Annotated in this window: 16 protein-coding genes; 8 read left to right on the top strand and 8 right to left on the bottom strand. The window is 72.4% G+C overall.

Annotated elements, in window-relative coordinates; translation table 11 throughout:
* Positions 1–19: 19 nt before the first annotated feature.
* Entirely contained in the window at positions 20–1,051 is a 1,032-nt protein-coding gene (locus HAV39_RS05945) for a zinc-dependent alcohol dehydrogenase (RefSeq protein ID WP_239120484.1), read from the bottom strand.
* Positions 1,048–1,680, bottom strand: coding sequence for a TetR/AcrR family transcriptional regulator (locus HAV39_RS05940; protein ID WP_191838168.1), 633 nt, complete (start codon positions 1,678–1,680; stop codon positions 1,048–1,050). Before HAV39_RS05940 ends, HAV39_RS05945 begins: the two co-directional genes overlap by 4 nt.
* 150 nt (positions 1,681–1,830) lie before the next feature.
* On the opposite strand from HAV39_RS05940, the gene HAV39_RS05935 reads away from it, so the two are divergent.
* From HAV39_RS05935 to HAV39_RS05925, 3 genes are all read left to right on the top strand, one after another.
* Entirely contained in the window at positions 1,831–3,381 is a 1,551-nt protein-coding gene (locus tag HAV39_RS05935; RefSeq protein ID WP_191838167.1) for an MFS transporter, read from the top strand.
* 183 nt (positions 3,382–3,564) lie between these two features.
* Positions 3,565–5,439 (top strand): CASTOR/POLLUX-related putative ion channel, encoded by a 1,875-nt coding sequence (locus HAV39_RS05930; RefSeq protein WP_203736193.1) that lies wholly within the window; start codon positions 3,565–3,567, stop codon positions 5,437–5,439.
* 66 nt (positions 5,440–5,505) lie between these two features.
* A complete protein-coding gene (locus tag HAV39_RS05925; RefSeq protein ID WP_191838166.1) occupies positions 5,506–5,751 on the top strand; it encodes a hypothetical protein in 246 nt (81 codons plus the stop codon).
* Between the two features lie 6 nt (positions 5,752–5,757).
* Here the strand turns inward: HAV39_RS05925 and HAV39_RS05920 are convergent, their stop codons facing one another.
* The 3 genes from HAV39_RS05920 to HAV39_RS05910 all read right to left on the bottom strand — a co-directional run bounded on the left by HAV39_RS05920 (position 5,758) and on the right by HAV39_RS05910 (position 9,207).
* Positions 5,758–6,252, bottom strand: coding sequence for a class I SAM-dependent methyltransferase (locus tag HAV39_RS05920; protein ID WP_191838165.1), 495 nt, complete (start codon positions 6,250–6,252; stop codon positions 5,758–5,760).
* A gap of 94 nt (positions 6,253–6,346) precedes the next feature.
* Complete coding sequence (locus HAV39_RS05915) at positions 6,347–7,321, bottom strand: helix-turn-helix domain-containing protein (RefSeq protein WP_203736194.1); 975 nt, start codon at positions 7,319–7,321, stop codon at positions 6,347–6,349.
* A gap of 98 nt (positions 7,322–7,419) precedes the next feature.
* Positions 7,420–9,207 (bottom strand): ABC transporter ATP-binding protein, encoded by a 1,788-nt coding sequence (locus HAV39_RS05910; protein WP_191838164.1) that lies wholly within the window; start codon positions 9,205–9,207, stop codon positions 7,420–7,422.
* Positions 9,208–9,301: 94 nt separating this feature from the next.
* Between HAV39_RS05910 and HAV39_RS05905 the strand changes: the two genes are divergently transcribed.
* Entirely contained in the window at positions 9,302–9,715 is a 414-nt protein-coding gene (locus tag HAV39_RS05905; protein ID WP_191838163.1) for a MarR family winged helix-turn-helix transcriptional regulator, read from the top strand.
* A gap of 115 nt (positions 9,716–9,830) precedes the next feature.
* Here HAV39_RS05905 and HAV39_RS05900 read toward each other — a convergent pair whose 3' ends face one another.
* The gene (locus tag HAV39_RS05900) at positions 9,831–15,281 is read right to left on the bottom strand and encodes an ATP-binding protein (protein WP_191838162.1); all 5,451 of its coding nucleotides are present in this window, start codon (positions 15,279–15,281) and stop codon (positions 9,831–9,833) included.
* Between the two features lie 436 nt (positions 15,282–15,717).
* Here HAV39_RS05900 and HAV39_RS05895 point away from each other — a divergent pair, with 436 nt between their 5' ends.
* The 3 genes from HAV39_RS05895 (at position 15,718) to HAV39_RS05885 (ending at position 20,968) form a co-directional block, all read left to right on the top strand.
* Complete coding sequence (locus HAV39_RS05895; RefSeq protein ID WP_191838161.1) at positions 15,718–17,295, top strand: MFS transporter; 1,578 nt, start codon at positions 15,718–15,720, stop codon at positions 17,293–17,295.
* Between the two features lie 284 nt (positions 17,296–17,579).
* On the top strand, positions 17,580–19,232 hold the full coding sequence (locus tag HAV39_RS05890; protein ID WP_239120491.1) for an ABC transporter ATP-binding protein: 1,653 nt from the start codon (positions 17,580–17,582) through the stop codon (positions 19,230–19,232).
* Positions 19,229–20,968, top strand: coding sequence for an ABC transporter ATP-binding protein (locus HAV39_RS05885; protein WP_191838159.1), 1,740 nt, complete (start codon positions 19,229–19,231; stop codon positions 20,966–20,968). The genes HAV39_RS05890 and HAV39_RS05885 overlap by 4 nt, the downstream gene beginning before the upstream one ends.
* 7 nt (positions 20,969–20,975) lie before the next feature.
* On the opposite strand, the gene HAV39_RS05880 is transcribed toward HAV39_RS05885, so the two are convergent.
* Positions 20,976–21,998: a cation diffusion facilitator family transporter gene (locus HAV39_RS05880; protein WP_191838158.1), complete on the bottom strand. Its 1,023-nt coding sequence runs from the start codon at positions 21,996–21,998 to the stop codon at positions 20,976–20,978.
* Positions 21,995–22,951, bottom strand: a complete 957-nt coding sequence (locus HAV39_RS05875; RefSeq protein WP_239120485.1) for an SDR family NAD(P)-dependent oxidoreductase — start codon at positions 22,949–22,951, stop codon at positions 21,995–21,997. The genes HAV39_RS05880 and HAV39_RS05875 overlap by 4 nt, the downstream gene beginning before the upstream one ends.
* A 181-nt stretch (positions 22,952–23,132) precedes the next feature.
* On the opposite strand from HAV39_RS05875, the gene HAV39_RS05870 reads away from it, so the two are divergent.
* A complete protein-coding gene (locus HAV39_RS05870) occupies positions 23,133–23,726 on the top strand; it encodes an antibiotic biosynthesis monooxygenase (protein ID WP_191838156.1) in 594 nt (197 codons plus the stop codon).
* Positions 23,727–23,898 lie beyond the last annotated feature (172 nt).

Genomic DNA, 23,898 nt, shown 5'->3' with positions numbered 1-23,898 from the left:
CGGGTAGGGCGGTGCCGCCCTACCCGGCTCGGCGCGGATCGATGTGGAACTTGGGTCCGGGGCCTGCCCCGGGGATGCGCACACCGGCCAGCACCGCGCCGACCCGGTCGAGGCCGACCGTGGCGGCGACGAGCGGTCGCGGGTCGACGTGCCCGGCGGCGTACGCGGCGATCGTGGGGGCGAGGCCGGGGGAGGCGGACAGGACACCGACGGCGGTGACGTCCTTGAGCGCCAGCCGGCGGGTGTCGATCACGCTGGGGGAGCCGGCCAGACCGATGTAGACGACGCGGCCCGCGGGTTCGACCAGGTCGAGTGCCTTGGCGGGCAGGTAGGCGGCGTTGCTGGCGTCGATGGCCGCGTCGAAGGGGACGTCGGGCAGGTCCGGTTCGGTCCAGGCGGTGAAGCCGAGGGATCGGGCGAAGGCCAGCGACGGCGCGGTATTGCCCATCAGGTGCACCTCGGCTCCGGCGGCGCGGGCGAACATCGCGGTGAGCAGTCCGATGGTGCCGGGGCCGAGGATGAGCACCCGGTCGCCCGGGGCCAGGTCGGCGGCTCGCGCCGCACGCAGGGCGTTGCCACCCGGCTCGACGAGCGCGCCGAGGGCCGGGTCCACGCTGCCGGGCAGCTCGTGCAGCGCGGTGACGGGCACGGCCAGTTGTTCGGCCAGGGCGCCCGGACGGCCGCCGCGGATGCCGACCTCCTGCCGGTCGGCACACACGTGCTGGTGTCCGCGCAGGCAGCGGCGGCAGGCGCGGCAGCCGAGCATCGTGTCGCCCATGACCCGTCGGCCGCGCCACGCGGGGTCCACGCCGTCGCCGACGGCACGCACGACCCCGGCCCACTCGTGACCGAGCCGCATCGGGAAGCGCGCGTGCCCCTCGTGCAGGTATGCCATCTCGCCGGTGAAGAACTCGACGTCGGTGCCGCAGACCCCGACCCGCTCGACGTCCACGACGACCTCACCGGCGGCCGCCCGTGGCGCGGGCACCTCCTGCACCGAGCACTCGCCCGGCGCGGTGACCACCGCCGCGCGCATCGTCGGGGCGCTCACCGCGCGCCGCGCTCGCGCAACAGCCCGTCGATGAGGTCCTGCATCGGCGCGAGCAGGTCCTGCGGACCGGCCGAGGACAGCGGTTGCAGCCCGGTCGACGAGCGCAGCAGGACGATCCCGAAGCCGGTGGCCAGCGCTACCTGTGCTCTGAGCATGATCCGGTCACCGTCGGGATGGTCGGGTCGCCAGCCCGCGGCCGTGGCCAGGCGCTCGGCGAAGGACCGTACGGTGTTGCGCCGGATCTGGTCGGCCTGCTCGTCGCCCGAGGAGCGCAGCAGCAGCAGGAACTGGTTCGGGCGGCTGCCGAGCCCCGTTCCGGCGAGCTGTTCGGCGATGACGTGCGGGAGCCGTTCGAGTGTCACGTCCCTGGCCACCGCGTGGCTGAGCTCGTCGACCGCGCCGACCAGGCACGCCTCGAACAAGCCCTCCTTGGAGCTGAAGTAGCGGCTGATGAGCGCGACGTTCACCCCGGCCTCGTCCGCGATGTCGCGCACGGTGGTGCCGGTGTATCCGTTGTCGGCGAAGCGGCGGCGGGCGGCGTCGAGCAGCAGTTGCCGGGTGCCGGCCGCGTCACGGCGGCGCTGCCCGGCCGGGTTCTCGCCGGTGGTGCGCGGACTGCTCGTCGCCATGGATTCCCCTCGCTCCCGGATCAGGATAGCGGCCCGGGAACGTGACGTAAACAACTGCTTACAAGTGATGTAAACAACTGTTGACCGAGCTGGGGGCAGGTAATACTCGCCAAGTCAGCAGTTGTTTACAAGTTGCTCCGGGAGAAGTGCATGTCACAGACGATCGTGGGACCGCCCGCCGGTGCCACCGTCGAGAGCCGGCCGGGTGCGCCCGCGGCTCGCCGCGCCAACGGCACCCTGCTCGTGCTGTACCTGTCACTGGGCGGCCTCGCCTTCGCCGTGCTCCAGTCGCTGGTCGCCCCGGCGATGTCCACCATCGCGCGAGACCTGAACGTCTCCACCGCCAACGCCAGCTGGATCCTCACCGCCTACCTGCTGTCGGCATCGGTGCTGACGCCGATCCTCGGCCGCCTCGGCGACATGGTCGGCAAGCGCCGGGTGCTCATCGCGGTGCTCGCCGTGCTCGCGGTGGGCACCCTGCTGGCAGCGCTGGCCCCGAACCTCGGCGTGCTCGTCGTCGCGCGTGCCCTGCAGGGCGCGGCGGGCGCGATCATGCCGCTGTCGATCGGCATGGTTCGCGACGAACTGGCCCGGGAGAAGGTCAGCGCCACCGTCGGCCTGCTGTCGGCGATCTTCGGCGTCGGCGCGGGCGTCGGCATCGTGGCCGCCGGCCCCATCGTGGAGCACCTGTCCTGGCACTGGCTGTTCTGGCTGCCCCTGGTGCTCGTCGTCGTCGCGCTGCTCGGCGCGATCTTCGGGATGCAGGAGTCGCCGGTGCGCAAGCCCGGCAAACTCGACGTGCTCGGCACGGCCGTCCTGTCGGTCTCGCTCGTGTCCCTGCTGCTGGCCATCAGCAAGGGCCAGTCCTGGGGCTGGGCCTCGGCGAGCACCATCGGCCTGCTCGCCGTCGGCGTCCTCACCATGATCCTGTTCGTCGTGGTCGAGCTGCGGGTCAGCGAACCGCTCGTCGACATGCGGCTCATGAAGATCCGCGGCGTATGGGCCACCGACCTCGTCGCCCTGATCCTCGGCTTCGCGATGTTCGGGTCGTTCCTGCTGGTGCCGACCCTGCTGCAGCTGCCCGCCGCCACCGGCTACGGCTACGGCAAGTCAGTGTCCGAGGCGGGCCTGTTCCTGCTGCCCACCGTCGTGTCGATGGTGGTCTTCGGCCCGCTGGCCGGCCTGCTGGTCCGCAGGTTCGGGCCGAAACTGCCGATGTTCCTCGGCGCCGTCGCCGTCGTCGGCGGCTTCACCCTGCCCGCCGTCGCGCACAATGTTGAATGGCAGGTGGTCGTCTCCGGGCTGGCCGTCGGCGCGGGCATCGGCCTGGCCTTCGCGGCCATGTCCAACGCCATCATCGAGAGCGTGCCGGCCACCCAGACCGGTGAGGCGACCAGCGTCAACACCATCGCCCGCACCATCGGCAGCAGCATCGGCTCGGCCGTCGTCGCCGCCGTGATCACTTCTAACAGCACTCCGCGCGGCCTGCCGACCGATACGGCGTTCAGCACCGGGTTCTGGGTCTGCGCGGGCGTGGCCGTGCTGGCCGTCATCGCGTCGCTCGCCCTGCCGTCCGCGCACCGCCGCCACGAGCAGGCCGTGGCCGCGGGAGTCGACGACCTCCCGCCCGAGCCCGCCGAACTGCACCTGCCCCACCTGCCCACCGGGCACCACCGTGAGGAGGCCACCGCAGGCCGGTGACGCCCGTCCTCCGTCGGGCCGGGGCCGTCCTCACCAGGCGGCCCCGGCCCGGGCAGGTCGACGCACCGGCCGCCGCCGCGTACTCCGAGGACGGCCTGCGGGCGCTCGGTCGGCCGCTCCTAGGATGTCTCTGGCTTGGACATTCGGTAGCGGCCGGCAGCGGCGGCGGTGGGAGGAACCTCAGTGGTACGGCTGGGAGTGCGGCGACGCCTACGCGTCTGGTTCGACGGCACGATGGACCGCGGCACTCCTGCCCTCATCGGCTGGCTGGGCCTGGCGTCACTGCTTCTGATCACCGTCGTGACCGGACTGTCGGTGCTGCTCGCGGCCACCGAGACCAGTCGCGACGGCGGCTGGGCGTCGGTGCTGTGGCGCAGCGTGCTGCGCACCCTCGACCCGGGCACCATGGGCGCCGACGAGGGCAGCCCGGTCTACCTCGCGCTGATGCTCGTCGTCACCATCGGCGGCATCTTCCTCGTCAGCTCCCTGATCGGCGTGCTCACCACCGGGCTCAACGACGCCATCACCAACCTGCGCAAGGGCCGCTCGCAGGTGATCGCCCAGGGCCACATCGTGGTGCTGGGCTGGTCCGACCAGGTCTTCACCGTCGTGGGGGAGCTGGCCGCGGCCAACCGCGGCTCGCGCCGCTCGACCGTGGTCGTGCTCGCCGACCGGGACAAGGTCGAGATGGAGGACCAGATCCGCGCCCGGGTCGGCGACACCGGCCGCACCCGCGTCGTCTGCCGGTCGGGCAGCCCGCTCAAGCGCAGCGACCTCGACCTGGTCAGCCTCGACACGGCGCGCGCCGTGATGGTGCTGTCGCCGGCCGGCGACGATCCCGACATCGACGTCATCAAGGTGCTGCTGCTGCTCAACAACCGGCCCTGGCCCTCGGCCCGGCCGCACGTGGTCGCCGCGGTGCAGGAGTCGGCCAACGTCGCCGCCGCGAAACTCGCCGCGGGCAGGCACGCGCTGGTCATCGACGCCGACGACATCGCCGTACGCATGGTCGTGCAGTCGCACCGCCAGTCGGGCCTGTCGACGGTCTGCACCGACCTGCTCGACTTCGCGGGCAACGAGATCTACATCAGAGCCGAGCCCTCGCTGGCCGGCCGGGCGTACGGCGACATCCTCGGCGCGTTCGAGGCGGGCGCGCCGATCGGCCTGCGCCGCGCCGACGGCGCGATCGCGGTCAACCCGCCGATGGACACCGTGCTGGCCGAGGGCGACGAGGTCATTCTCGTCGCCGAGGACGACCTGCTCATCGAACTGGCCGCGAACCCGGCGCAGGTGCACGCCGACGCGATCGTGCTGGTGCCCGACACCAAGGTGGCGCCGGACCGGACCCTGATGGTCGGCTGGAACTCCCGCGCCGACCGGGTGCTGGACCTGCTGGACCGCTTCGCCGAACCGGGCTCGGCGGTCGACGTCGCCGCCCCGAACCCGCCGGAGGACGCCCTCGCGGTGAGCCGGGAGAACCTGACCGTCGGCTACCAGCGCTGCCAGCCCACCAGCCGCCGCGACCTGGAGCGCATGGAACTGGGCGGCTACCAGCACATCATCGTGCTGTCCGACGACTCCGCCGAGCCCGACCACGCCGACGACCGCACCCTGGTGACCCTGCTGCACCTGCGCGACATCGAGGTCAACCTCGGCGAGCCGTACTCGATCGTCACCGAGATGAACGACGACGGCAACCGGGAGGTCGCCCAGGTCACCAAGGCCGACGACTTCGTGGTCTCGGCGCGGTTGATCAGCCTCCTGATGACCCAGCTGGCCGAGAACCGGCACCTGTACGAGGTGTTCGCCGACCTGTTCGACGCGTCCGGTGCGGAGATCCACCTCAAGCCCGCGGGCGACTACGTCCAGCCCGGCGCCGAGGTCACGTTCGCGACCGTGGTGGAGTCGGCCCGGCGGCGCGGTGAGTCGGCGATCGGCTACCGCCGCCGGGACGACGCCGACCAGCCGCCGTTCTACGGGGTGGTGCTCAACCCGCGCAGATCCGCTCTGGTCCGGCTGGACGCGGGCGACAGCGTGATCGTGATCGCCACGGACTGAGTTCCGCCGAAGGGTCGTGGCCTCCGCCGCCGCGGCCCTTCGGCGCGAGGCGTTACGCTGCCTCCCATGCCAGATTCAGCGCGGCGCACCGGGCCGCTCGGCAAGGTCCTGATCGGACTGTCCGGCCTCGGCTGGCTGCTGGCGGTCGTGGCGAGCGTGCTCATGCTGATCGCCTTCCTGGCGGGCGAGCTGGCGGGCATGGCGGCGCTGTCCGGGATCGTCATCATCGCCTTCGCGGTGGGCGGCGCGCTGCTGATGACCGGCGTGACCCTGCTCTACCTGCACCTGTCCCGGCGGCGCAGGGCCGCCTGACCGGCGTCAGCCGTTGCGCGTCGGCGGCGGCAGCAGGATGAGGGCGTGGTTCTTCGGGCCGCGGAAGGCCAGCTCGACGTGCTCGGCCCGGCCGCCGAGGGCGCGGTGATGGGCGGTGATCGCGGTCAGCAGCTCGTCTCGGCCCAGCTTGCGGTCGCGGTCCCAGAAGTTGCAGCAGGGCACGACCAGCACGGGACGCACCCGCGCCGAGTCCACCACCTCGCGCAGCGCCTCGTCCGGGTGCAGGCCCACGATCAGGTCGTAGTAGTCGGCCAGCGTCGCCAGGTAGGGCTCGGCGCGGGCCGGCACGCCCTTGAGCGTCCAGCCCCGTGGGTCCACGACCTCGGCTTCCAGGCCGAACCGCTTGCGCAGCAGCCGGGTCAGCATGCCCTGGCCGCCGGCCACGTCGGCGACGTACCGGGCCTGCGGGAAGCGTGCCGTGACGAACTCGGCGAGCACGTCGAACCGGGCCTCGTCGCCGTGGAAGCGGTGCCGGGTCATGCCGGGTCCTCCTCCCGCCGTCATGGACATCAGATCAGACCAGGTCATGGGCGTCGTCAGCGAGGGCGGCCGGCCCCTCGACGACGCCCCGCGATCACAGCCAGCCGCGCCGCGCCGCGTGGTAGGCCAGGCCCGCCCGGCTGTCCACGCCCGCCAGCGCCATCAGCCGATCCAGTCGCCGCTGCACGGTGCGCCGGCTGACGCCGAGTTGGGACGCGATCGCCTTGTCGGGGACCCCGCCGACGACCAGTGACAGCACGTACAGTTCGGCTTCGGCAGGCCCCTCGGGGTGATCGGTGCCGCCGCCGGTGACCCGGATGGGCACCGCCGTCTCCCAGTGGCCGTCGAACAGGTCGACCAGCGCGTGCAGCAGCTCACCGTTGTTGATCACCGCGGCGCGGGGGCCGGCGGCGTCGCCAGGTTCGCGGATCAGCGACAGCACCGCGGTCGTCCGGTCGGCGATCAGCATCCGCACCGGCAGCGACTGCGTGGCCCGGGCCACCTGGCCGCGGCGGATCCCCTCCGCCACGTTGTCGAGCACGCCGGGTGCCAGCAGGGGTTCCCGCTCGTAGACGGCACGGCTGACGACACCCCGGGCGAGCGCGTCGAACTCCGCCGTGTTCTCGCCGCTGGCCAGCGCGACCGGATTGGCGCGGCAGAACCACAGCAGCTCGTCGCCGGCCAGGTCCTGCACCTGGCGCAGCCGCCGGCGCAGCGGTTCCGCGCCGACGACCAGTTCGGCGACCTGTTCGGATCGCTGGCGGCTCGCGGCCCGGTACTGCTCGTGCAGGTCGGTCATGATCCGGCGGCCCCGTTCGAGGGCCTCCTGCCGCCGCAGCAGGCTAGCGCCGAGCGCCACCTCCGGCGGCAGCGGCCGGAACACGGGGTCCGGGCCGGGCTCGACGACCGCCAGCCCGGCCTCCAGCAGGGCCTGCAGGGCGCCCGCTGCCTGCGCGTGCGACAGGGCGCCGAGCGCGGCGACATCGGCGGCCCGCCCCCCGTCCAGTTGAACCAGGGACCGGTACGCATCCTGCTGCGTCTCGGTCATCAGCTCCATCTCCTCCGCCACCGGGCCACCTTTCACGATCCACTCCGCACCACACCGACCGTTCCGGGACCGCCCGGGTTCCCGATCGGCGCCGTGAGTTCTCGAAGTGGCCGGGCCCGCTACGCGGCGAGTGCCGCGTAGCGGCCGCCGACCTCGACGAGGTTGCGGTGCGAGCCGGATTCGAGGATGCGGCCGTGGTCGAGCACCGCGATCTGGTCGGCGTCGCGCACGGTCGACATCCGGTGCGCGATGGTGATCGTGGTGCGCCCGCGGCTCAGCTCGTCCAGCGCGCGCTGCACGGCCCGTTCGGTCTGGGTGTCCAGGGCGCTGGTGGCCTCGTCGAGCACCAGGATGCGCGGGTCGCGCAGCAGCGTGCGCGCGATGGCGATGCGCTGCTTCTCGCCACCGGAGAAGCGGTGCCCGCGGGAGCCCACGACGGTGTCGTAGCCCTCGGGCAGGCCCGTGATCAGGTCGTGGATCTGTGCCGCACGGGCGGCCAGCTCGATCTCGGCGTCGGTGGCGGCCGGCTTCACGTAGCGCAGGTTCTCCCTGATCGTGGTGTGCAGCAGGTAGGTCTCCTGGCTGACCACGCCGACGATCCGGGCCAGGTCGGCCAGCCGCAGGTCGCGCAGGTCGACGCCGTCGACGGTGATGCGGCCGGCGGCCGGGTCGTAGAGCCGGGAGATCAGCGCGGCGATGGTGCTCTTGCCCGAGCCCGTCTCGCCGACCAGGGCCAGCGAGGTGCCCGCGGGCACGTCGAGGCTGACGCCAGCGACCGCGGCGGTCTCGCTGCCGGGGTAGGCGAAGGTGACGTCCTCCAGGCGCAGGTGCCCGGCGACGCGGGCGGGGTCGAGTTCGACCGGGTGCGCGGGGTCGTCGACGTCGACCGGCAGGTCCAGGTATTCGAAGATGCGGGCGAACAGGGCCAGCGAGCTGGTCAGCGATACGCCGACGTTGAGCAGGCCCATCAGCGGCCGGAACAGGTTGGCCTGCAGCGCGGTGAACGCGACCAGGGTGCCGATGCTCAGCGTGCCGGCGGTCGCGGGCAGGCCCGCGCTGAGGTAGATGACCGCGGGGATGGCGGCGAAGATGATGCTCATCGAGGCCATCCGCCAGCGGCCGGCCAGCTCCGAGCGCAGCTCCAGGTCGATGAGGCGGGACGACGAGCCGGTGAAGCGCTCGACCAGCGCGGGGCCGGTGCCGGTGGTCTTGCTCAGCTGCACGCCGCTGATCGACAGGCCCTCGTCGATGGTGACGTTGAGGTCGGCCAGCTCGCGCTGGCGCTGCGCGGTGATGGTGCGGCGCATGCGGGCGACCCGGCGGGTCAGATAGACGGCCGGGGGCACCACGACCAGGGAGACCAGCGACAGCCGCCAGGACAGGGCGGCCATCGCCACGGCGGTGGCGACGGTGGTGGTGAGGTTCGAGGCGACGGAGGTCGCGGTCGAGGTGACCACGGACTGCATACCGCCGATGTCGTTGGTGATGCGGGATTGCACCTCGCCGGTGCGGGTGCGGGTGAAGAAGGCGATCGACTGGCGGTGCAGGTGGGCGAAGACGTCGGTGCGCAGGCGGTGCATGATCTGCTGGCCGACGGTGGTGGAGATCCAGGTCTGCACGACGCCCAGCGCGGAGGTCAGCGCGGCGACGGCGACCATGCCGAGGACCAGCCAGACCAGCAGCGTCAGGTCGGCCTTGGGCAGGGCGACGTCGATGACCTCGCGCAGCAGGAACGGCGAGGCCATCGCGATCACGGACGACGCCACGATGATCGCGGTGACCACGGCGAGCTGCCAGCGGTGGGCGGTGAACAGGCGGCCGATGCGGCGCAGCGAGACCTCGCGGGCCTGCGCCTTCTCCTCGGCGGTGACGGTGTGCGGGCCGCCGCGGCGGCCTCCTCGTTCCATCTGTGGGGTATCCAAGGGGTGGGTCCCTTCGTAGGCGGATGCTGAGGTTACCTCAACATGAGGTTCCAACAGCAACCGCTGGTACGGTATTCCCGTGGACGAGCACGAGGAGACGGGCCTGTCGGAGGCCTTCTGGGCGGTCGCCCGCCACCTGCGGCACCTCACCAAGGACGCCCTCGCGCCCTGGCAGATCACCCCGTCGCAGTCGCGGGCATTGAACGTGCTCGGCCGCCAGGACGCCTTACGTCTCAGCGAGCTGGCCGAGCAGCTGCGTATCGCCCCGCGCTCGGCCACCGAGGTCGTCGACGACCTGCAGGACCGAGGCCTGGTCGAACGCCGCGCCGACCCGGCCGACCGGCGCGCGACGCTGGTGGCGCTGACCCGCCCCGGCCGCGACGCGCTCCGCGCGATCGAAGCCGCCCGCCGCGCCGAAGCCGACCGCTTCTTCAGCGCCCTCAGCCCGGACGACCGCGCCCAACTAAGCCGCATCCTGCACAAACTCTCCTAAACCCGCCCCCCGCCCACGCCCCCACCTGGCGCAACTTTTAAAGACTTGCGCCCTCGCCGGGTGGACGAGGGCGCAAGTCTTCAAGAGTTGCCGCACGGCTGTGCGGTGGGGTGGGTCAGGCGGCCGCCAGGCCGCGCTCGATGGCGGCGATGATCTGCGGGCGCAGCTCCTCCGGGCGGATGATCGCGTCCACCGAGCCGACCTGGACCGCACGCTGGATGCTGTGCACGCCGTCGAACTCGGCGGCGACCTCGCTCAGCTTCTCCGCCCGGACCGAGGCCCGCACGTCGAGCAGCTGACCGACCAGGGCCGCCTTCTCGCCGCCGGTCGCCGCGGCGATCCGCGACTCCAGGTCGACGACCCGCGGGTCCTTGGCGGTACGCGCGTTGACGTCACCGGCGAACACCACGGCCGCCGCGGGCGCGCCACCGAGCACCGAGGCGAACGAGCCCTCCAGGGCCAGCACCGTCATGTTCGGGTTGAGCGCCTTGGAGAACACCACGAACGCGCCGCCGTGGTACCGGGAGATCACGCAGAACACGATCGGGCCGCGGAAGTTCACGATCGCCCGGCCGATCTCCGCGCCGTACTCCAGCTGCAGCTTGCGCATCGACTCCGGCGAGCCGTCGAACCCGGACAGGTTCGCCAGCACCACCAGCGGCCGGTTGCCGCTCGCGGCGTTGATGGCCCGCGCCGCCTTCTTCGACGACTGCGGGAACAGCGTGCCCGCGGTGTACGTGTCCGGGCCGTCGGTGGGCGGGAAGCCGCGCCGCGGCACCGAGCGGGACTCGATGCCCAGCAGGCACACCGGGATGCCGCCCAGGTGCACGTCCTGCACGACCGTCGTCTCGGCGTCGGCCATGCCCGCCCAGCGCTCCAGGATCGCGTGGTCCTGGTCGGCGAGCGCCCGCATCAGGGTGCGGATGTCGAACGGCTTCTTGCGGTCGGGGTTGTGCTCCTTGGAGAAGATCTGCCCGACGGTGGTGAAGTCGCTGTCGGGCACGGCGTGCGGGAACGGCGAGATGTCGCGGTCGGCCGGGTCGGTGGTGGCCGCCCGGCGCGGACCGGCCTCACCGGGCGCGATGTAGGTGTGCTCGTGGTGCGCCATCAGCACGTCCTGGGCGGCCCGCAGGTCCGGGGCCCAGTACTGGGCCTGGCCGTTGGGGCCCATCACCCGGTCGTAGCCGCCGATGCCGAAGTTGTCCTCGGCCGACACGCCGCCGGAGAAGTCCAGCGACTGCTTGCCGGTCAGCACCATCGCCGAGTCCGGGGTCATCACCAGGATGCCCTTGGTGTGCATCAGCATGGTGGCCTCGGCGTTCCAGTATGGCTGCGCGCCGACCGTGATGCCCGCGACCACGATGTTGATCTCGCCGCCGTCCTGGGTGAACTCGACGATGCGCTTGAGCGCCGCGGCCACCCAGTCCATGTTCTCGGTGCCCGAGTCCATGGAGATCCGGGCGCCCGCCGACAGCGCGAACCAGTCGACCGGCACCTGCATCCGCTCGGCCAGGTTCAGCGCCGCGATGATCCGCGCGCACTCCGGCTCCGACAGCGCGCCCAGCGCCTTGGTCGGGTCGCCGAGCAGCGCTACCCGGGTGACGCCTTCGGGATGGCGCTCGGTCGGCGTGCTGACGACGCCGGCGACGATGCCCGCCTTGTTGCGCCCCTTGGGCCGCTCCACCGGGACGAGCTCGCCCTTGTCGTCCAGGTCGTACTCGGTGAACGTGCCGGCCTTGCCGGACAGCAGGCCGGTCAGCTCGTACGGGTAGGTCGTGCCGCGGCGGCGGGCCGACAGCACCTTCTGCCGGTAGTCGTCCAGCGGCTCGATCGGCTCGGTCGTCGGCTCGGTGACCGACATTCGCATGCCCGCGTCGAAGGAGACCTCGACCGCGACGTCGGCCATCTCGCCGGTGACCTCGTCGCGCTGGCGGCCCAGCACCAGCACCTGCTCCAGGCCCGCCCCGGCGGTGCGCGGCAGCACCCGCTGGATGACCGTGTTCAGGTCGTCCATGGTCAGCTCGCTCGACGGCCACACGTAGAGCGTGATGCGGTTGGTGTCGAGCCGCTTCTTGGCCGGGCGTCGGGCCTGGACCTTGCGGATCGCGTCCAGGCAGCCGTCGAGCATGCCCTCCAGGGCGGGCAGGGCCTGCACCCGGCCGTCAGCGTCGCGCAGCGGGGTCAGGTCGCGGACCTGCGCCATCGCCGCGAGCCGCTCGTCCGCCGGGTTGTCCGGCGCGACGCAGCGGAACAGGTAGACCTCTTCGTCGATCGACGGCAGGCGGGTCAGGTCGAAGTTGCGCAGCCGCGGCAGCTGCAGGCGCTCGGCGATCTGCGGGTGCAGCCCACGGATGACCCGGTCCTCGCCCTGTCCCGGCCGGAACGTGAAGTGGTGGTGCATCGCGGTGCCGGTCGGCCCGGCCACCGACACCGTCACCCGCCGGAGCACGTCCAGCAGCCCGGCGCGGTCGAGCACCTCGCGCAGGGTGGCGGCCATGGTGTCCGTGTCGGGCTGGTCGGCCCACGTCAGGTAGACGTCGGCGAACGCCGCCCCGTCGACGAGCCCGGCGGTCTTCTCCAACGCGGCCGGCAGCTCGGCGAAGTCGGTCGCCGTCGAGATCAGCTGGAAGCGCTCGCCGTCGTGGTCGTACGCCGCGGTGAAGAACGTGTGCCCGGCCACCTCGACGCAGTGGGTGTCGCTGACGCCGCGGTTGCCGTAGTAGCGGCGGCTGAGCACCTCCAGCATCGGACCGTTGTCGACGCCCTTGCGACCGATGCGCTGCGCGAGCAGCCGCACCAGCGGTTCGGGTGAGGCGACCATCCGCGCGATGCGCTCGTCGCGATCGGCCGCGGCCGGGTCGCGGTCGAGGTGGCGCAGGTGGTCGCGGACGTCGTTGTAGACCTCGGCGCGCTTGCGGCGCAGCATCGGCTGCGCGGCCCAGCGGAACACGATGCTGCGGGCGAGGTCGCCGACGACCGGGAAACGGACCTGGGTCGCCCAGATCAGGTGCTCCAGGGCCTGGCCGACCGCGTCCCGCTGCGCTTCGCCGGGGATCGGCTCGGTCAGCCACCGCTGCAGCAGCGACACGATCACCGCGACGTCGGCGGAGGAGCGCTGCTGCGCCAGGAAGATCCGGAAGACGGCCTCTTCCAGCTCGGGCGTACGGTCGAAGCCGTCGATGCCGTAGTGCGCGAGCACCCGGGCCAGCCGCTGCCGGAACGCGTCGGGCAGTCCGGCCCGGTCGACGTCGAGGCTCTGCAGGTAGGCGTGGAAGAACTCGCGCGGGCTGTGCACCCGGGTGTCGGCCTGGGTCTCCTCGCCGGCCGGCCGGTTGCGGGTCAGCTCGGACAGGTCGGCGAACACCTGCAGCAGCTCGACCTCGCCCTCGATCGGCACGCGGCCCAGCTCGGCGCGCCCGGCCAGGTATGCCGACAGCGCCCGGCGCTCGTCGCGCGGGTCGAGGTCGTAGCCGAGCAGCAGGCTGCGCAGATCGGCCTGGCCGCGGGCGACCCGGGCCTCGGCGGTCAGGCCGTCGGGCTCGGGAGGCAGCTCCAGGTCCACGGCGTCGGTCGCGGCGGCCTCGGCGTCGGTGTCGTCACCGATCGGCTCCAGGCGCATCAGCGGCGCGCCGGACTCGACCTGGCTGCCGACCGAGACCGAGATCTCGCGCAGCTTGGACCTGACCGGTGCGCGCAGCACCGTCTCCATCTTCATGCTCTCCAGCACGAGCACCGGTGCGCCGGCCTCGACCTCGTCGCCGACCTGGAGCGGGGTCGCCACCACCAGCGCGGGCGCGGGGGAGCGCAGCACGCCGCCCTCGTCGCGGCTGACGCGGTGCGTGACACCGTCGACCTCGACCAGGTGGATCGGGCCGTGGGTGTCGGTGACCAGCCGGAACCGGCGGCCGTTGACCAGGACCCGGCCGGTGTGCTCGTCGAAGCGTTCCAGCTCGACGTCCACGGTCGGGGCTTCGCCGATGCCGACCCGGAAGCGGTGCGGCCCGATCTGCGCGACCGACACCCGGTAGGCGGCGCCGCGCAGCTTGAGGTCGATCGGCCGGCCGCTCTTGTGCTGGACCTGGGGACGTCCGCCGTGTGCGGTGGACAGCAGCCGCTGCCGCTCGATCTGCGCCTCGTCCTCGTACGCCTCGATGGCGGCCGCGGCCAGCGCGATGCCGGAGTGCTTGGTGGAGACCAGGCGGCCCTGCGCGCGGACCCGGTCGATCCAGCCGGTGTCGGCGCTGCCGTCGATCACCTCGGGCTGGTCGAGCAGGTCGAGCAGGAAGCTCTTGTTGGTCGCGCCACCCTCGATGATCACGGTGGTGTCGGCGACCGCGCGGCGCAGCCGGCCGAGCGCCTCCTCGCGGGTACGCCCGAACGCGATGATCTTGGCGATCATCGAGTCGAAGTCTGCGGGGATCACGTCGCCCTCGCTGACACCGGTGTCCACCCGCACGCCCGGACCCGCGGGCAGCGTCAGCCGCTCGATCCGGCCGGGCGACGGGGCGAAGTCGCGGTCGGGGTCCTCGGCGTTGAGCCGGGCCTCCACCGCGTGGCCGACCTCGGTCGGGACCAGATCGCCCAGCCGGCCGCCCGAGGCGACGTGGATCTGCGCCTTGACCAGGTCGAAGTCGGTCGTCGCCTCGGTGATCGGGTGCTCGACCTGCAGCCGGGTGTTGACCTCCAGGAAGGCGAACAGCTTCTCGCCCGGGTGGTAGAGGAACTCGACGGTGCCCGCGCCGCGGTAGTCCACCGCCAGCGCCAGCCGCTCGGCGGCCGACTTCAGCTCGGCCACCTGCGCGGGGGCGAGCACCGGCGAGGCGGACTCCTCGATGACCTTCTGGTTGCGCCGCTGCACCGAGCAGTCGCGCACGCCCAGCGCCCACGCGGTGCCCTGGCCGTCGGCGATGACCTGGACCTCGACGTGCCGGGCGCCGGTCACCAGGCGCTCCAGGAACACGATGCCGCTGCCGAAGGCGCGCTTGGCCTCCAGGCTGGTGCGCTCGTAGGCGTCGGCCAGCTCCTCGTCGCTGCGCACGACCCGGATGCCGCGACCGCCGCCGCCGGCGGTGGCCTTGAGCATCAGCGGGTAGCCGATCTCGGCGGCCGAGCGGGTGGCCGCCTCCAGGCTCTCCACCGCGCCCCGGCTCCACGGCGCGACGGGCACGCCGACCTCCTCGGCGATCAGCTTCGAGCCGATCTTGTCACCGAGCTTGCGCATCGCCTCGGCACTCGGGCCGATGAAGGTGACGCCGATCTTCTCGCAGAGCTCGGCGAACGCCGGGTCCTCGGCGACGAAGCCCCAGCCCACCCATGCCGCGTCGACCTGCATCTCGACCAGCGCGCGCTCCAGCACGGCGTGGTCCAGGTAGGGCCGCGCGGACGCGGGCCCGAGGCAGTAGCTGTCGTCCGCCTCGCGGACGAAGGTGGCGGTGCGCTCCGCTTCGGTGTAGAGGGCGATCGTCTCGATCGGCGGGGCACCGCTCTCGGCGTTGATCTCGCGGACTGCGTGGATGAGCCGCATGGCGGCCTCTCCCCGGTTGACGATGGCGATGCGACTGAACACCGATCAAGCCTTCCCAATGACTGAACTCGGGACCCCTTCAGGACGGGTCCCCGTCAACAACCCTTCCAGCTACTGATGAGTAGGAAACCGCTGTACGCCTCAGTAGGCGACAGCGAGTTTTGTATGGATCCCACAAATTGAGCTGGATGGTAAACGGACATTAAATATCATTAAGTGACAAGATCCTCGTGCGTGGCAGACGTCTGCTGCCCTCGCGCGAGCCGACGTTCCCCATCCTGCACGTGGCCGTCGGTGCGCAGTGAGCGGGGTTGGGCCTTCCGGATCGCCGGATCTTAGTGCTTGTGGTCAGCCTAGACCCCCTGAAATCGTGCTATTCGGGCAACTTACTCATGATGGTTGTGATACCCGATAACCTGATCGAAACGCCTTGCACCCGACGATCTCCAGGTACCCGGACGGGGGAGAGTGGCCGACGATGACCTCATCGCCTGACCGGCGGTCGTCGGCGCCGGCGCGACCGGGGCTGGTGCTCGCGGCGCTGATCATGGTCGCGGCGGTGGCCAACCTGAACCTGGCCGTCGCGAACGTCGCCCTGCCCGACATCGGGCGGGCGTTCGACTCGTCGCAGACGGCGCTCAACCTCATCGCGGTCGCGTACTCGCTCGGACTGGCCTGCTCGGTCATCTACCTGGGCGCGCTCGGCGACCGGTACGGCCGCAAGCTCATGCTGGTGACGGGCATCCTGCTGTCCGTGCCCGCGTGCCTGCTCGCCGCGTACGCGCCGACGGACACCGTCCTGATCGTCGCCCGGCTCGTCGGCGGCCTGTCGGCAGGCATGGCCTACCCGACGACGCTCGCGCTGATCGCCGCGCTGTGGTCGGGTCCCGCCCGCACCCGCTCCATCGCGCTCTGGTCGGCGACCGGCGGGGCCATCGCCTCGCTGGGCCCGCTGGTCGCCGGATTCGCGCTGGAGCGCTTCTGGTGGGGCTCGGTCTTCCTGATCACGCTGCCGCTGGCCGCCGTGGCGCTGGTCATGGCCGTGATGCTGGTGCCCGCACACGTGAACGAGACCACCGAGTCGGTCGACAACCTCGGCGGCATGCTGTCGATCATCCTGGTCGGCGCGGCGATCCTGGCGATCAACTTCGCGCCGGTGCCGAACTCCGGCGCCCTCGTGGCCGGTCTGACCGTGCTCGCTCTCGCGGCGGTGGTCGCGTTCGTGCTGCGCGAGCGCCGGGCCGCCAACCCGCTTTACCACCTGGGCATCGCCTCGCGGCGGGTGTTCTGGGTCGCCGCCTGCGCGGGCATCATCGTGTTCGGCTCGCTGATGGGCGCGATGTTCATCGGCCAGCAGTTCCTGCAGAACGTGCTCGGCTACTCGACCGTGCAGGCCGGAATGGCGATCCTGCCCGCGGCGATCCTGATGGTGATCATCGCGCCCCGGTCGGCGAAGCTGGTGGAGTCGCACGGCGCCCGGTTCACGCTGCTCACCGGATACGTCTTCGTCCTGCTCGGATTCCTGACGATGCTGCTGCTGTGGCGGGAGGGCATCGGCTACTGGCAGGTCGGGCTCGGCTACGCCCTGATCGGCACGGGGGTCGGCTTCGCGGGCACGCCCGCCTCCCACTCGCTGACCGGCTCGGTCCCGGTGACCCGTGCGGGCATGGCCTCCGGCACCGCCGACCTGCAGCGCGACCTCGGCGGTGCGGTCATGCAGTCGATCTTCGGGGCGCTGCTCACCGCCGGATACGCCAGTGCCGCCGCGGCCGCCGTCACCGCCGCACCGCCCAACCCGACGATCACCGCCAGCGTGCAGACGCAGCTCACCAAGTCGTTCTCCAGCGCGGCCACCACCGCCGAGCAGTACCCGCAGTACTCCGCCCAGATCATCGCCGGGGCGAAGGCGGCGTTCCTGCAGGGCGACCAGTGGGCCTACCTCGCGGGCGTCATCGCGGTCCTGATCGGCGCGACCATCGTGTTCGTCTTCTTCCCGGCCAAGAACCACGAACAGCGCCTGCTCGCCGAGTACGCGGCGACGGACTCGGGCACGTAGCCCCGCACGCGCCCGTTCGGAGCCGATTGTTGGTGTCGGGGCGCGGTCACCGCGGCATCAGCGAACTTCCCGGTGTCGATGTATTGGTGGGATTCATGCGGCGCCGGGGCAAAACCCGCAAGCCAGGGCATCGGGACCCTCGGTAGCCTGTGCCCATGCCCCCACACCTCCCACATTCCGATCCCGGCATCGCGGATACGAGAGGTCCCGTGCGGTACCTGTGGTGGCTGGTCCGCAGCCAGTGGCCGCGCGCCCTGCGGGGCAGCGTCGTCGGCACGGCCTGGATGATCGGGCTCGCGGTGCGGCCGTACCTGATCGCGCGGGCGATCGACGACGGGCTGCGCACAGGCGACACCCGGGCGCTGCTGAGCTGGGTCGCCGCGATCATCGGCGCCGGTGTCGTCGTCGCCTGGCTGGGCATCATGCGGCATCGGACGATGACCTTCCTCCGCGAGGACGCGACGGCACGCTCCTCGCAGGTGGTGCTGCGGCACATCGCCCGGCTGGGCGCGGTCCTGCCACGTACGGTCGCGGCAGGTGAGATCGCGACGGTCGCCGGCACGGACATCTCGCAGGCCTCGTGGGCGCTGACGATGACCGGACCGGGCGTGGGTGCGGTCCTGTCCTACGGCACCGCCGCCGTCGTGCTCTGGTCGGTCGACCCGATGCTGGCCGTGTTCGTGCTGCTGGGCGTGCCCATGGTCGTGCTGGTGGTGGGACCGCTGCTCAACCGGCTGCAGGGCGTCGACACCGACTACCGGCACGAGTTGGGGCTGCTGACCACGCGGGCCGGCGACATCGTGGCCGGGCTGCGCGTGCTCGCCGGGGTCGGCGGCCGCGACCTGTTCGCCCGCCGGTACGCCGCCCGCTCGCAGAGCCTGCTCCGGCGCGGCTACCGCGTCGGCGCGATCACGTCCTGGGTGCAGGCGCTGACCGCGGGCATCCCCGCCCTGTTCCTGGCCGCGATCGTCTGGCTGGCCGCGCGGATGGCGGCCGAGGGACAGATCACCGTCGGTGAGATGGTCGCCGTCTACGGGTACGCCGCCATCCTGTCGGTGCCGGTCTGGTTCCTGCTCGAAGGCGGCTTCATGACCGTACGCGGCATCGTCGCGGCCCGCCGGATCATCGCGGTGCTGCGCATCCAGCCCGACGCGGCGGCGGACGGCCCCGCCCCCGACGGCCCTGCCGAGCTGCACGACCCCCGGTCGGGGCTTACCGTGCCGACCGGCCGGATGATCGGGGTCGCCGCCGAGGACCCGGCGGACGCGATCACCCTCGCCGACCGGCTCGGCCGCTACGTCGCCAGCGAGGTGACCTGGGGCGGGCTGCCGCTCGCCGGCGTCGACCCGGCCGCGGTCCGGGCCCGGATCCTCGTCGCCGACCACGACTCCTACCTGTTCCCGGGCACGCTGCGCGACGTGCTGCGGATCCGGGACGGCGTCAGCGACGCACAACTCGCCGCCGCGATCCGCACCGCCTCCGCCGACGACATCGTCGAGTCGCTGCCCGGCGGCCTGGACGCACCGATCGAAGCCCGCGGCAGCAACCTCTCCGGCGGCCAGCGCCAGCGGGTACGCCTGGCCCAGCACCTGCTCGCCGAACCCGACGTGCTGATCCTCGTCGACCCGACCTCGGCCGTCGACTCGCACACCGAGGCCCGCATCGCCGACCGGCTGCACGAGCACCGCGCCGGCCGGACCACGGTCGTGCTCGCCACGTCCCCGCTGCTGCTGGACCGCACCGACCTCGTCGCCTTCGTGCGCGGCGGGCGGGTCGCCGCCGTCGGCACACACGACGAGCTGCTGGAGACCGAACCCGGCTACCGGGCGCTGGTCGCCCGCGACGCCGCCGAACCGGAGACCGCCGCGCGAGGGGGAGCGACGATGACCGAGACCGTCACCACCGAGGCCCGCACCGCACCGGCGGCCCGGCGATGAAGGCGCTGCCCGTCGCCGACAACCCGACCGTGCGCCGGTCGGTGGCCGAGCTGGCCCGGACCGAGAGGTGGTCGCTGAGCCTCGCGCTCGCGCTGTACGTCGCCGCCGCGGTCGCCGGGCTCGCCGCACCGTGGCTGGTGGGACGGATCGTCGACCGGGTCACCGCCGGCGCGACCGCCGCCGATGTGGACATGTACGCCCTGGTCATGGCGGGGTGTGTGCTGGCGCAGATCCTGCTGTTCCGCACCGCCCAGAACGTCGGCAACCGGTTCGGCGAGCGGGCCAACGCCCGGCTGCGGGAGGACTTCGTCGCGCGTACGCTGCGCCTGCCGATCGCCGTGGTCGAGCGGGCCGGCACCGGGGACCTCGCCACACGCAGCTCCGTCGACGTCGCCACCGTCGGCAACGCGGTCCGCCAGGTCGTGCCGGTCGTGGTCATCTCGGCGATCCAGCTGCTTCTGATCATCGCGGCCGTGTTCCTGCTGCACCCACTGCTCGGACTGCTCATCCTCGCCGGGGCGCCGACGTCCGTCGCGGTCGCCCGCTGGTATCTGCGCCGGGCCCCGCGGGCCTACCTGGCCGAGGGCGAGGCCGGCTCGGAGCTGACGGAGTCGCTGACCGCGACCGCCGAGGGCGCGCGGACCGTGGAGGCGCTGCGGCTGACCGGGGAGCGGACCCGCGAGGGCACCGCGCGGATCGCTCGGCAGTGGACCACGCGCCGGGCGACGCTCGCGCTGCGCAGCGTCTTCTTCCCGGTCGTCGAGTCCGGCTACGCGCTGCCCGCCGCGGCGATGCTGCTCGCGGGCGGGTTCTTCCTCGACAAGGGCTGGGTCACCCTCGGCGCGGTCGTGGCGGCGACCCTGTACGCGCAGCAGTCGATCGAACCGATCGACCACATCATGATCTTCCTGGAGCAGGCCCAGCGGGGTGTCGCCTCACTGGCTCGCGTGCTCGGCATCGGCCTGGTCCCGCCTGAGCCCCGCGGCGTCTCCTCGGCCCCGCCCGGCCAGCGGCTCACGGTCCGCGGCGCGCGGTTCAGGTACGCCGGCGGCCACGACGTGCTGCACGGCATCGACCTGGAGGTGCGTCCCGGCGAGCGGCTGGCCGTCGTCGGGCCGTCCGGTGCGGGCAAGTCGACCCTGGCCCGCCTGCTGGCCGGGATCGACGCGCCCCGCGAGGGCGTGGTCAGCCTGGGCGGGGTCCCGGTGACCGACCTCGACCCGGCCGAACGCCGCCGCCGCATCGCCCTGGTCACCCAGGAGCACCACGTCTTCATCGGCACGCTGCGCGACAACCTCGCCTTCGCCGCGCCCGGCGCCACCGACGACGACATGCTCGGCGCGCTCGCCGCGGTCGGCGCCGACTGGTACGCAGGCCTGCCCGACGGCCTCGACACCGAACTCGGCGACGGCGCGCGGGCCCTGAACCCGGCCGACGCGCAGCAGGTGGCGCTGGCGCGGTTGGTGCTCGCCGATCCGCACACGCTGATCCTCGACGAGGCGACCGCGGCGCTGGACCCGACGACCGCCCGGCGCACCGAACGCTCGCTCGGCGCCGTCCTGCAGGGACGGACCGTCATCGCCATCGCGCACCGCCTCTACACCGCGCACGACGCCGACCGGGTCGCGGTGCTGGCCGACGGCCGGATCAGCGAGCTGGGCAGCCATGACGAGCTGGTCCGCGCGGGTGGGGCGTACGCGGCGCTGTGGCGCTCCTGGCACGGCGACAAGGCCTGAACCGGGGCTACGGCGCCAGCGACGGCTCGTCGGGCGCGGACAGGCTGAGCACCGTGCCCGCCACCGCGGGCGAGGAGCTGACCTTCGCCTCCACCGCGCGCAGCCGTACGGCCACGTGGGACTCTACGTCGTCGCCGGCGAGGTCGACGTCGCCGATCACCGAGATCAGGCGTGGGCCGACGACCTCCAGCCGCAGGTAGGTGACCCGGTCGACCTCGGGCATGGCCAGCAGTGACCGCAGCACGGCGGCGCGCACCCGCGGATCGGCCTCCTCGCCGACGAGGAACCGGCGGTTGCGGTTGATCAGCAGGCCCGCGACCGCCACTAGCAGCACCCCGACCAGGATCGACCCGATGGCGTCCGGCACCGGCGAGCCGGTCAGCTGGTGCGCCGCGAGCCCGGCGGTGGCCAGGAGCAGGCCGAGCAGCGCGGCGGCGTCCTCGGCGAACACGGCCCGCAGCGCCGGATCGGACGTGGCGAGCACGTGCTGGATCAGGTCGCGCTCCATCACCCTGGCGTCCGCTCTGGCCTGGCGCACGGACTGTCGGAAGGACACCCCCTCCAGCAGGAACGAGACGGCCAGCACGGCGTATCCGAGCAGGAAGTTGTCGGCGGCGGTGGGCGAGCGCAGCTGGCCGACGCCGTGCGTGACGGAGAACGCGCCACCGGCCACGAACAGCCCGACGGCGGCGAACAGTGACCACACGTACGCCTCGCGGCCGTGCCCGAGCGGATGCCCCCGGTCCGGCGGTCGGGCCGCGCGGCGGTTGGCCACGATCAGGAACACCTCGTTGCCGGTGTCCGCCCAGGAGTGCGCCGCCTCCGCGGTCAGCGACGCCGACCTGGTGATCAGCGCCGCGGCGGTCTTGGCGACCGCGATCAGCAGGTTCGCGCCGAGCGCGACGGCCACGGTGAGGAAGCTGTCGGATCCCGGTGAGCCCCCGCCGATCGCGAAGCCCACGCTGAAGGACTCCTCGGCGGCGGCCGCCACCGGCTCGTCAGGGCCCGTCTCCGACGGCGGCCGGCTCATCGGCGCAGACCCGCGCTCGCGAGCATGTCGGTGGAGACCTGCCAGAGGCGTGCGGCGGCCACCGGGTCGAGGGCGTAGTCGGCCACGCCACGGCGCACGCCCGGCCGGTGCGGGACGGCCACCTGGCAGTCCTCGAAGTAGCGCCCCGTGACGCCGCAGACCAGCGGCGAACCGGCCAGCAGGACCGAGGTCGCCGCGCCCTGTTCGGCATCCTTCCAGGACACGTCGGTGCTGGCCGGCGCGAACGAGGCGGGCGCGCCGGCCAGGCCGTCGATGTGCCGGCCCAGGTTCGTGCCGGTGATCCGGCCGGGGTTGAGCGCGTTGGCGGTGATGCCGTCGGCGGCCCAGCGGTTGGCGGCCTCGACCGCGAACAGGATGTTCGCGGTCTTCGACTGGCCGTAGGCCAGCCACGGGTCGTACGGCCGGTGCGTGAAGTGGATGTCGTCGAAGTCGACGTCGGCGTTGACGTGCCCGACGGAGCTGACCGACACGATCCGCGCGCCGCCCGCCGCGGCCAGGGCCGGGTGCAGCCCGGTCGCCAGCGCGAAGTGGCCGAGGTGGTTGGTCGCGAACTGCAGCTCCCAGCCCTGCGGCGTACGCAGCAGGGGAGTGGCCATGATCCCGGCGTTGGCGACCAGCATGTGCAGCGGCCCGGACCACGCCGCGGCGAAGGCGGCCACCGACCGCTGGTCGGCCAGGTCCAGCGGGGCGACCCGGACAAGGCCGTTGCCGGTCGCCGCGATCAGGTCCCGGGCGACGCGCTCGCCGGCGGCCGTGTCGCGGACCGCGAGGGTGACCGCGGCGCCGGCTCCGGCCAGCGCGCGAGCGGTCTCGACGCCGAGGCCGGACGACCCGCCGGTCACGACCGCGGTCCGCCCGGTCAGGTCGACCCCGGCGATGACCTCGGCGGCGGTCGAGGTGGCCCCGAACGGCGTGCTGATGGGGACTTCCACGGTTCTTGATCCTCCTGGATGGGCAGCTCGCGGACCGTCGAGCCGATAAACGGAACCAGCTCCGGTTAGCCCGACAATAAGCGGAGGACACTCCGTTTGCCAATCGCGACGTGACGAAGAACGCGCCACGATGGCGATCCCGGTAACACCGGCCGCTCGGCCGCGCCCGGAAGATGGACACATGACCAGCAGCAACGGCGCCGTACCGGTGACCATCGCCATCACGCGCCGCGCCGACCCCTCCCACGCCCGGGAGATGATCGCGTGGATGCGGGCGGGCACGACGCTGGCCGAGGAGTTCCCCGGGTTCCTGGGGGCGGGGTGGGTGCGGCCGGGGCCCGGCTCCACCGAGTGGCACATGCTCTACCGGTTCGCCGACGCCGACGCGCTGCGGACCTGGGAGGAGTCGTCGCAGCGGCAGTGGTGGCTGTCGTCGGCCCAGGGCATCGTCGAGCACGCCCGCACCGAACGGCGCACCGGCATCGAGGGCTGGTTCGACCCGCCGCAGGAGCACAGCATCGAGGAGGCGCGTACGCCCGCGCCGCCGCGCTGGAAGCAGGCGGTGACCATCTGGCTGGTGTTCTTCCCGCTGAGCCTGCTCGCCAATGTGCTGGTGGTGCGCTACCTGGCGGGAACCCCGCTCGTGGTCCGGACCCTGGCCAGCACGCTGTGCCTGACCCCGCTGATGACGTACGTGATGCTGCCGTGGATCACCCGGACGCTGGAATGGTGGCTGCACGGCCGCCCGGCCCCCTGGCGCGCCGCAAGCCGGTAGCTGAAAGACGAAGGAAGGGCACCTTCTTCACGGACGTCCGTGTAGAAGGTGCCCTTCCTTCTGCTCGGGCGGCGCGGCGGGCGGAAATAGGGTCGCGCGGCGGGTGCGGGGATGGTTACGTGGTCGGTGACAGGCGTTCCACGAGCGAGGAGCAAGACATGCGAGCGACGTT

Origin of the sequence: Catellatospora chokoriensis, from assembly GCF_011297315.1 — a bacterium.
GTDB lineage: Bacteria > Actinomycetota > Actinomycetes > Mycobacteriales > Micromonosporaceae > Catellatospora > Catellatospora citrea.
This window is presented reverse-complemented; position numbering and strand designations above follow the sequence as displayed.

Coding starts and splice junctions, on each gene's coding strand:
- HAV39_RS05920 (WP_191838165.1), bottom strand. CDS start 6,252: ATGACCCGGCACCGCTTCCACGGCGACGAGGCCCGGTTCGACGTGCTC.
- HAV39_RS05940 (WP_191838168.1), bottom strand. CDS start 1,680: ATGGCGACGAGCAGTCCGCGCACCACCGGCGAGAACCCGGCCGGGCAG.
- HAV39_RS05870 (WP_191838156.1), top strand. CDS start 23,133: ATGACCAGCAGCAACGGCGCCGTACCGGTGACCATCGCCATCACGCGC.
- HAV39_RS05890 (WP_239120491.1), top strand. CDS start 17,580: ATGATCGGGCTCGCGGTGCGGCCGTACCTGATCGCGCGGGCGATCGAC.
- HAV39_RS05895 (WP_191838161.1), top strand. CDS start 15,718: ATGACCTCATCGCCTGACCGGCGGTCGTCGGCGCCGGCGCGACCGGGG.
- HAV39_RS05935 (WP_191838167.1), top strand. CDS start 1,831: ATGTCACAGACGATCGTGGGACCGCCCGCCGGTGCCACCGTCGAGAGC.
- HAV39_RS05880 (WP_191838158.1), bottom strand. CDS start 21,998: ATGAGCCGGCCGCCGTCGGAGACGGGCCCTGACGAGCCGGTGGCGGCC.
- HAV39_RS05925 (WP_191838166.1), top strand. CDS start 5,506: ATGCCAGATTCAGCGCGGCGCACCGGGCCGCTCGGCAAGGTCCTGATC.
- HAV39_RS05885 (WP_191838159.1), top strand. CDS start 19,229: ATGAAGGCGCTGCCCGTCGCCGACAACCCGACCGTGCGCCGGTCGGTG.
- HAV39_RS05910 (WP_191838164.1), bottom strand. CDS start 9,207: ATGGAACGAGGAGGCCGCCGCGGCGGCCCGCACACCGTCACCGCCGAG.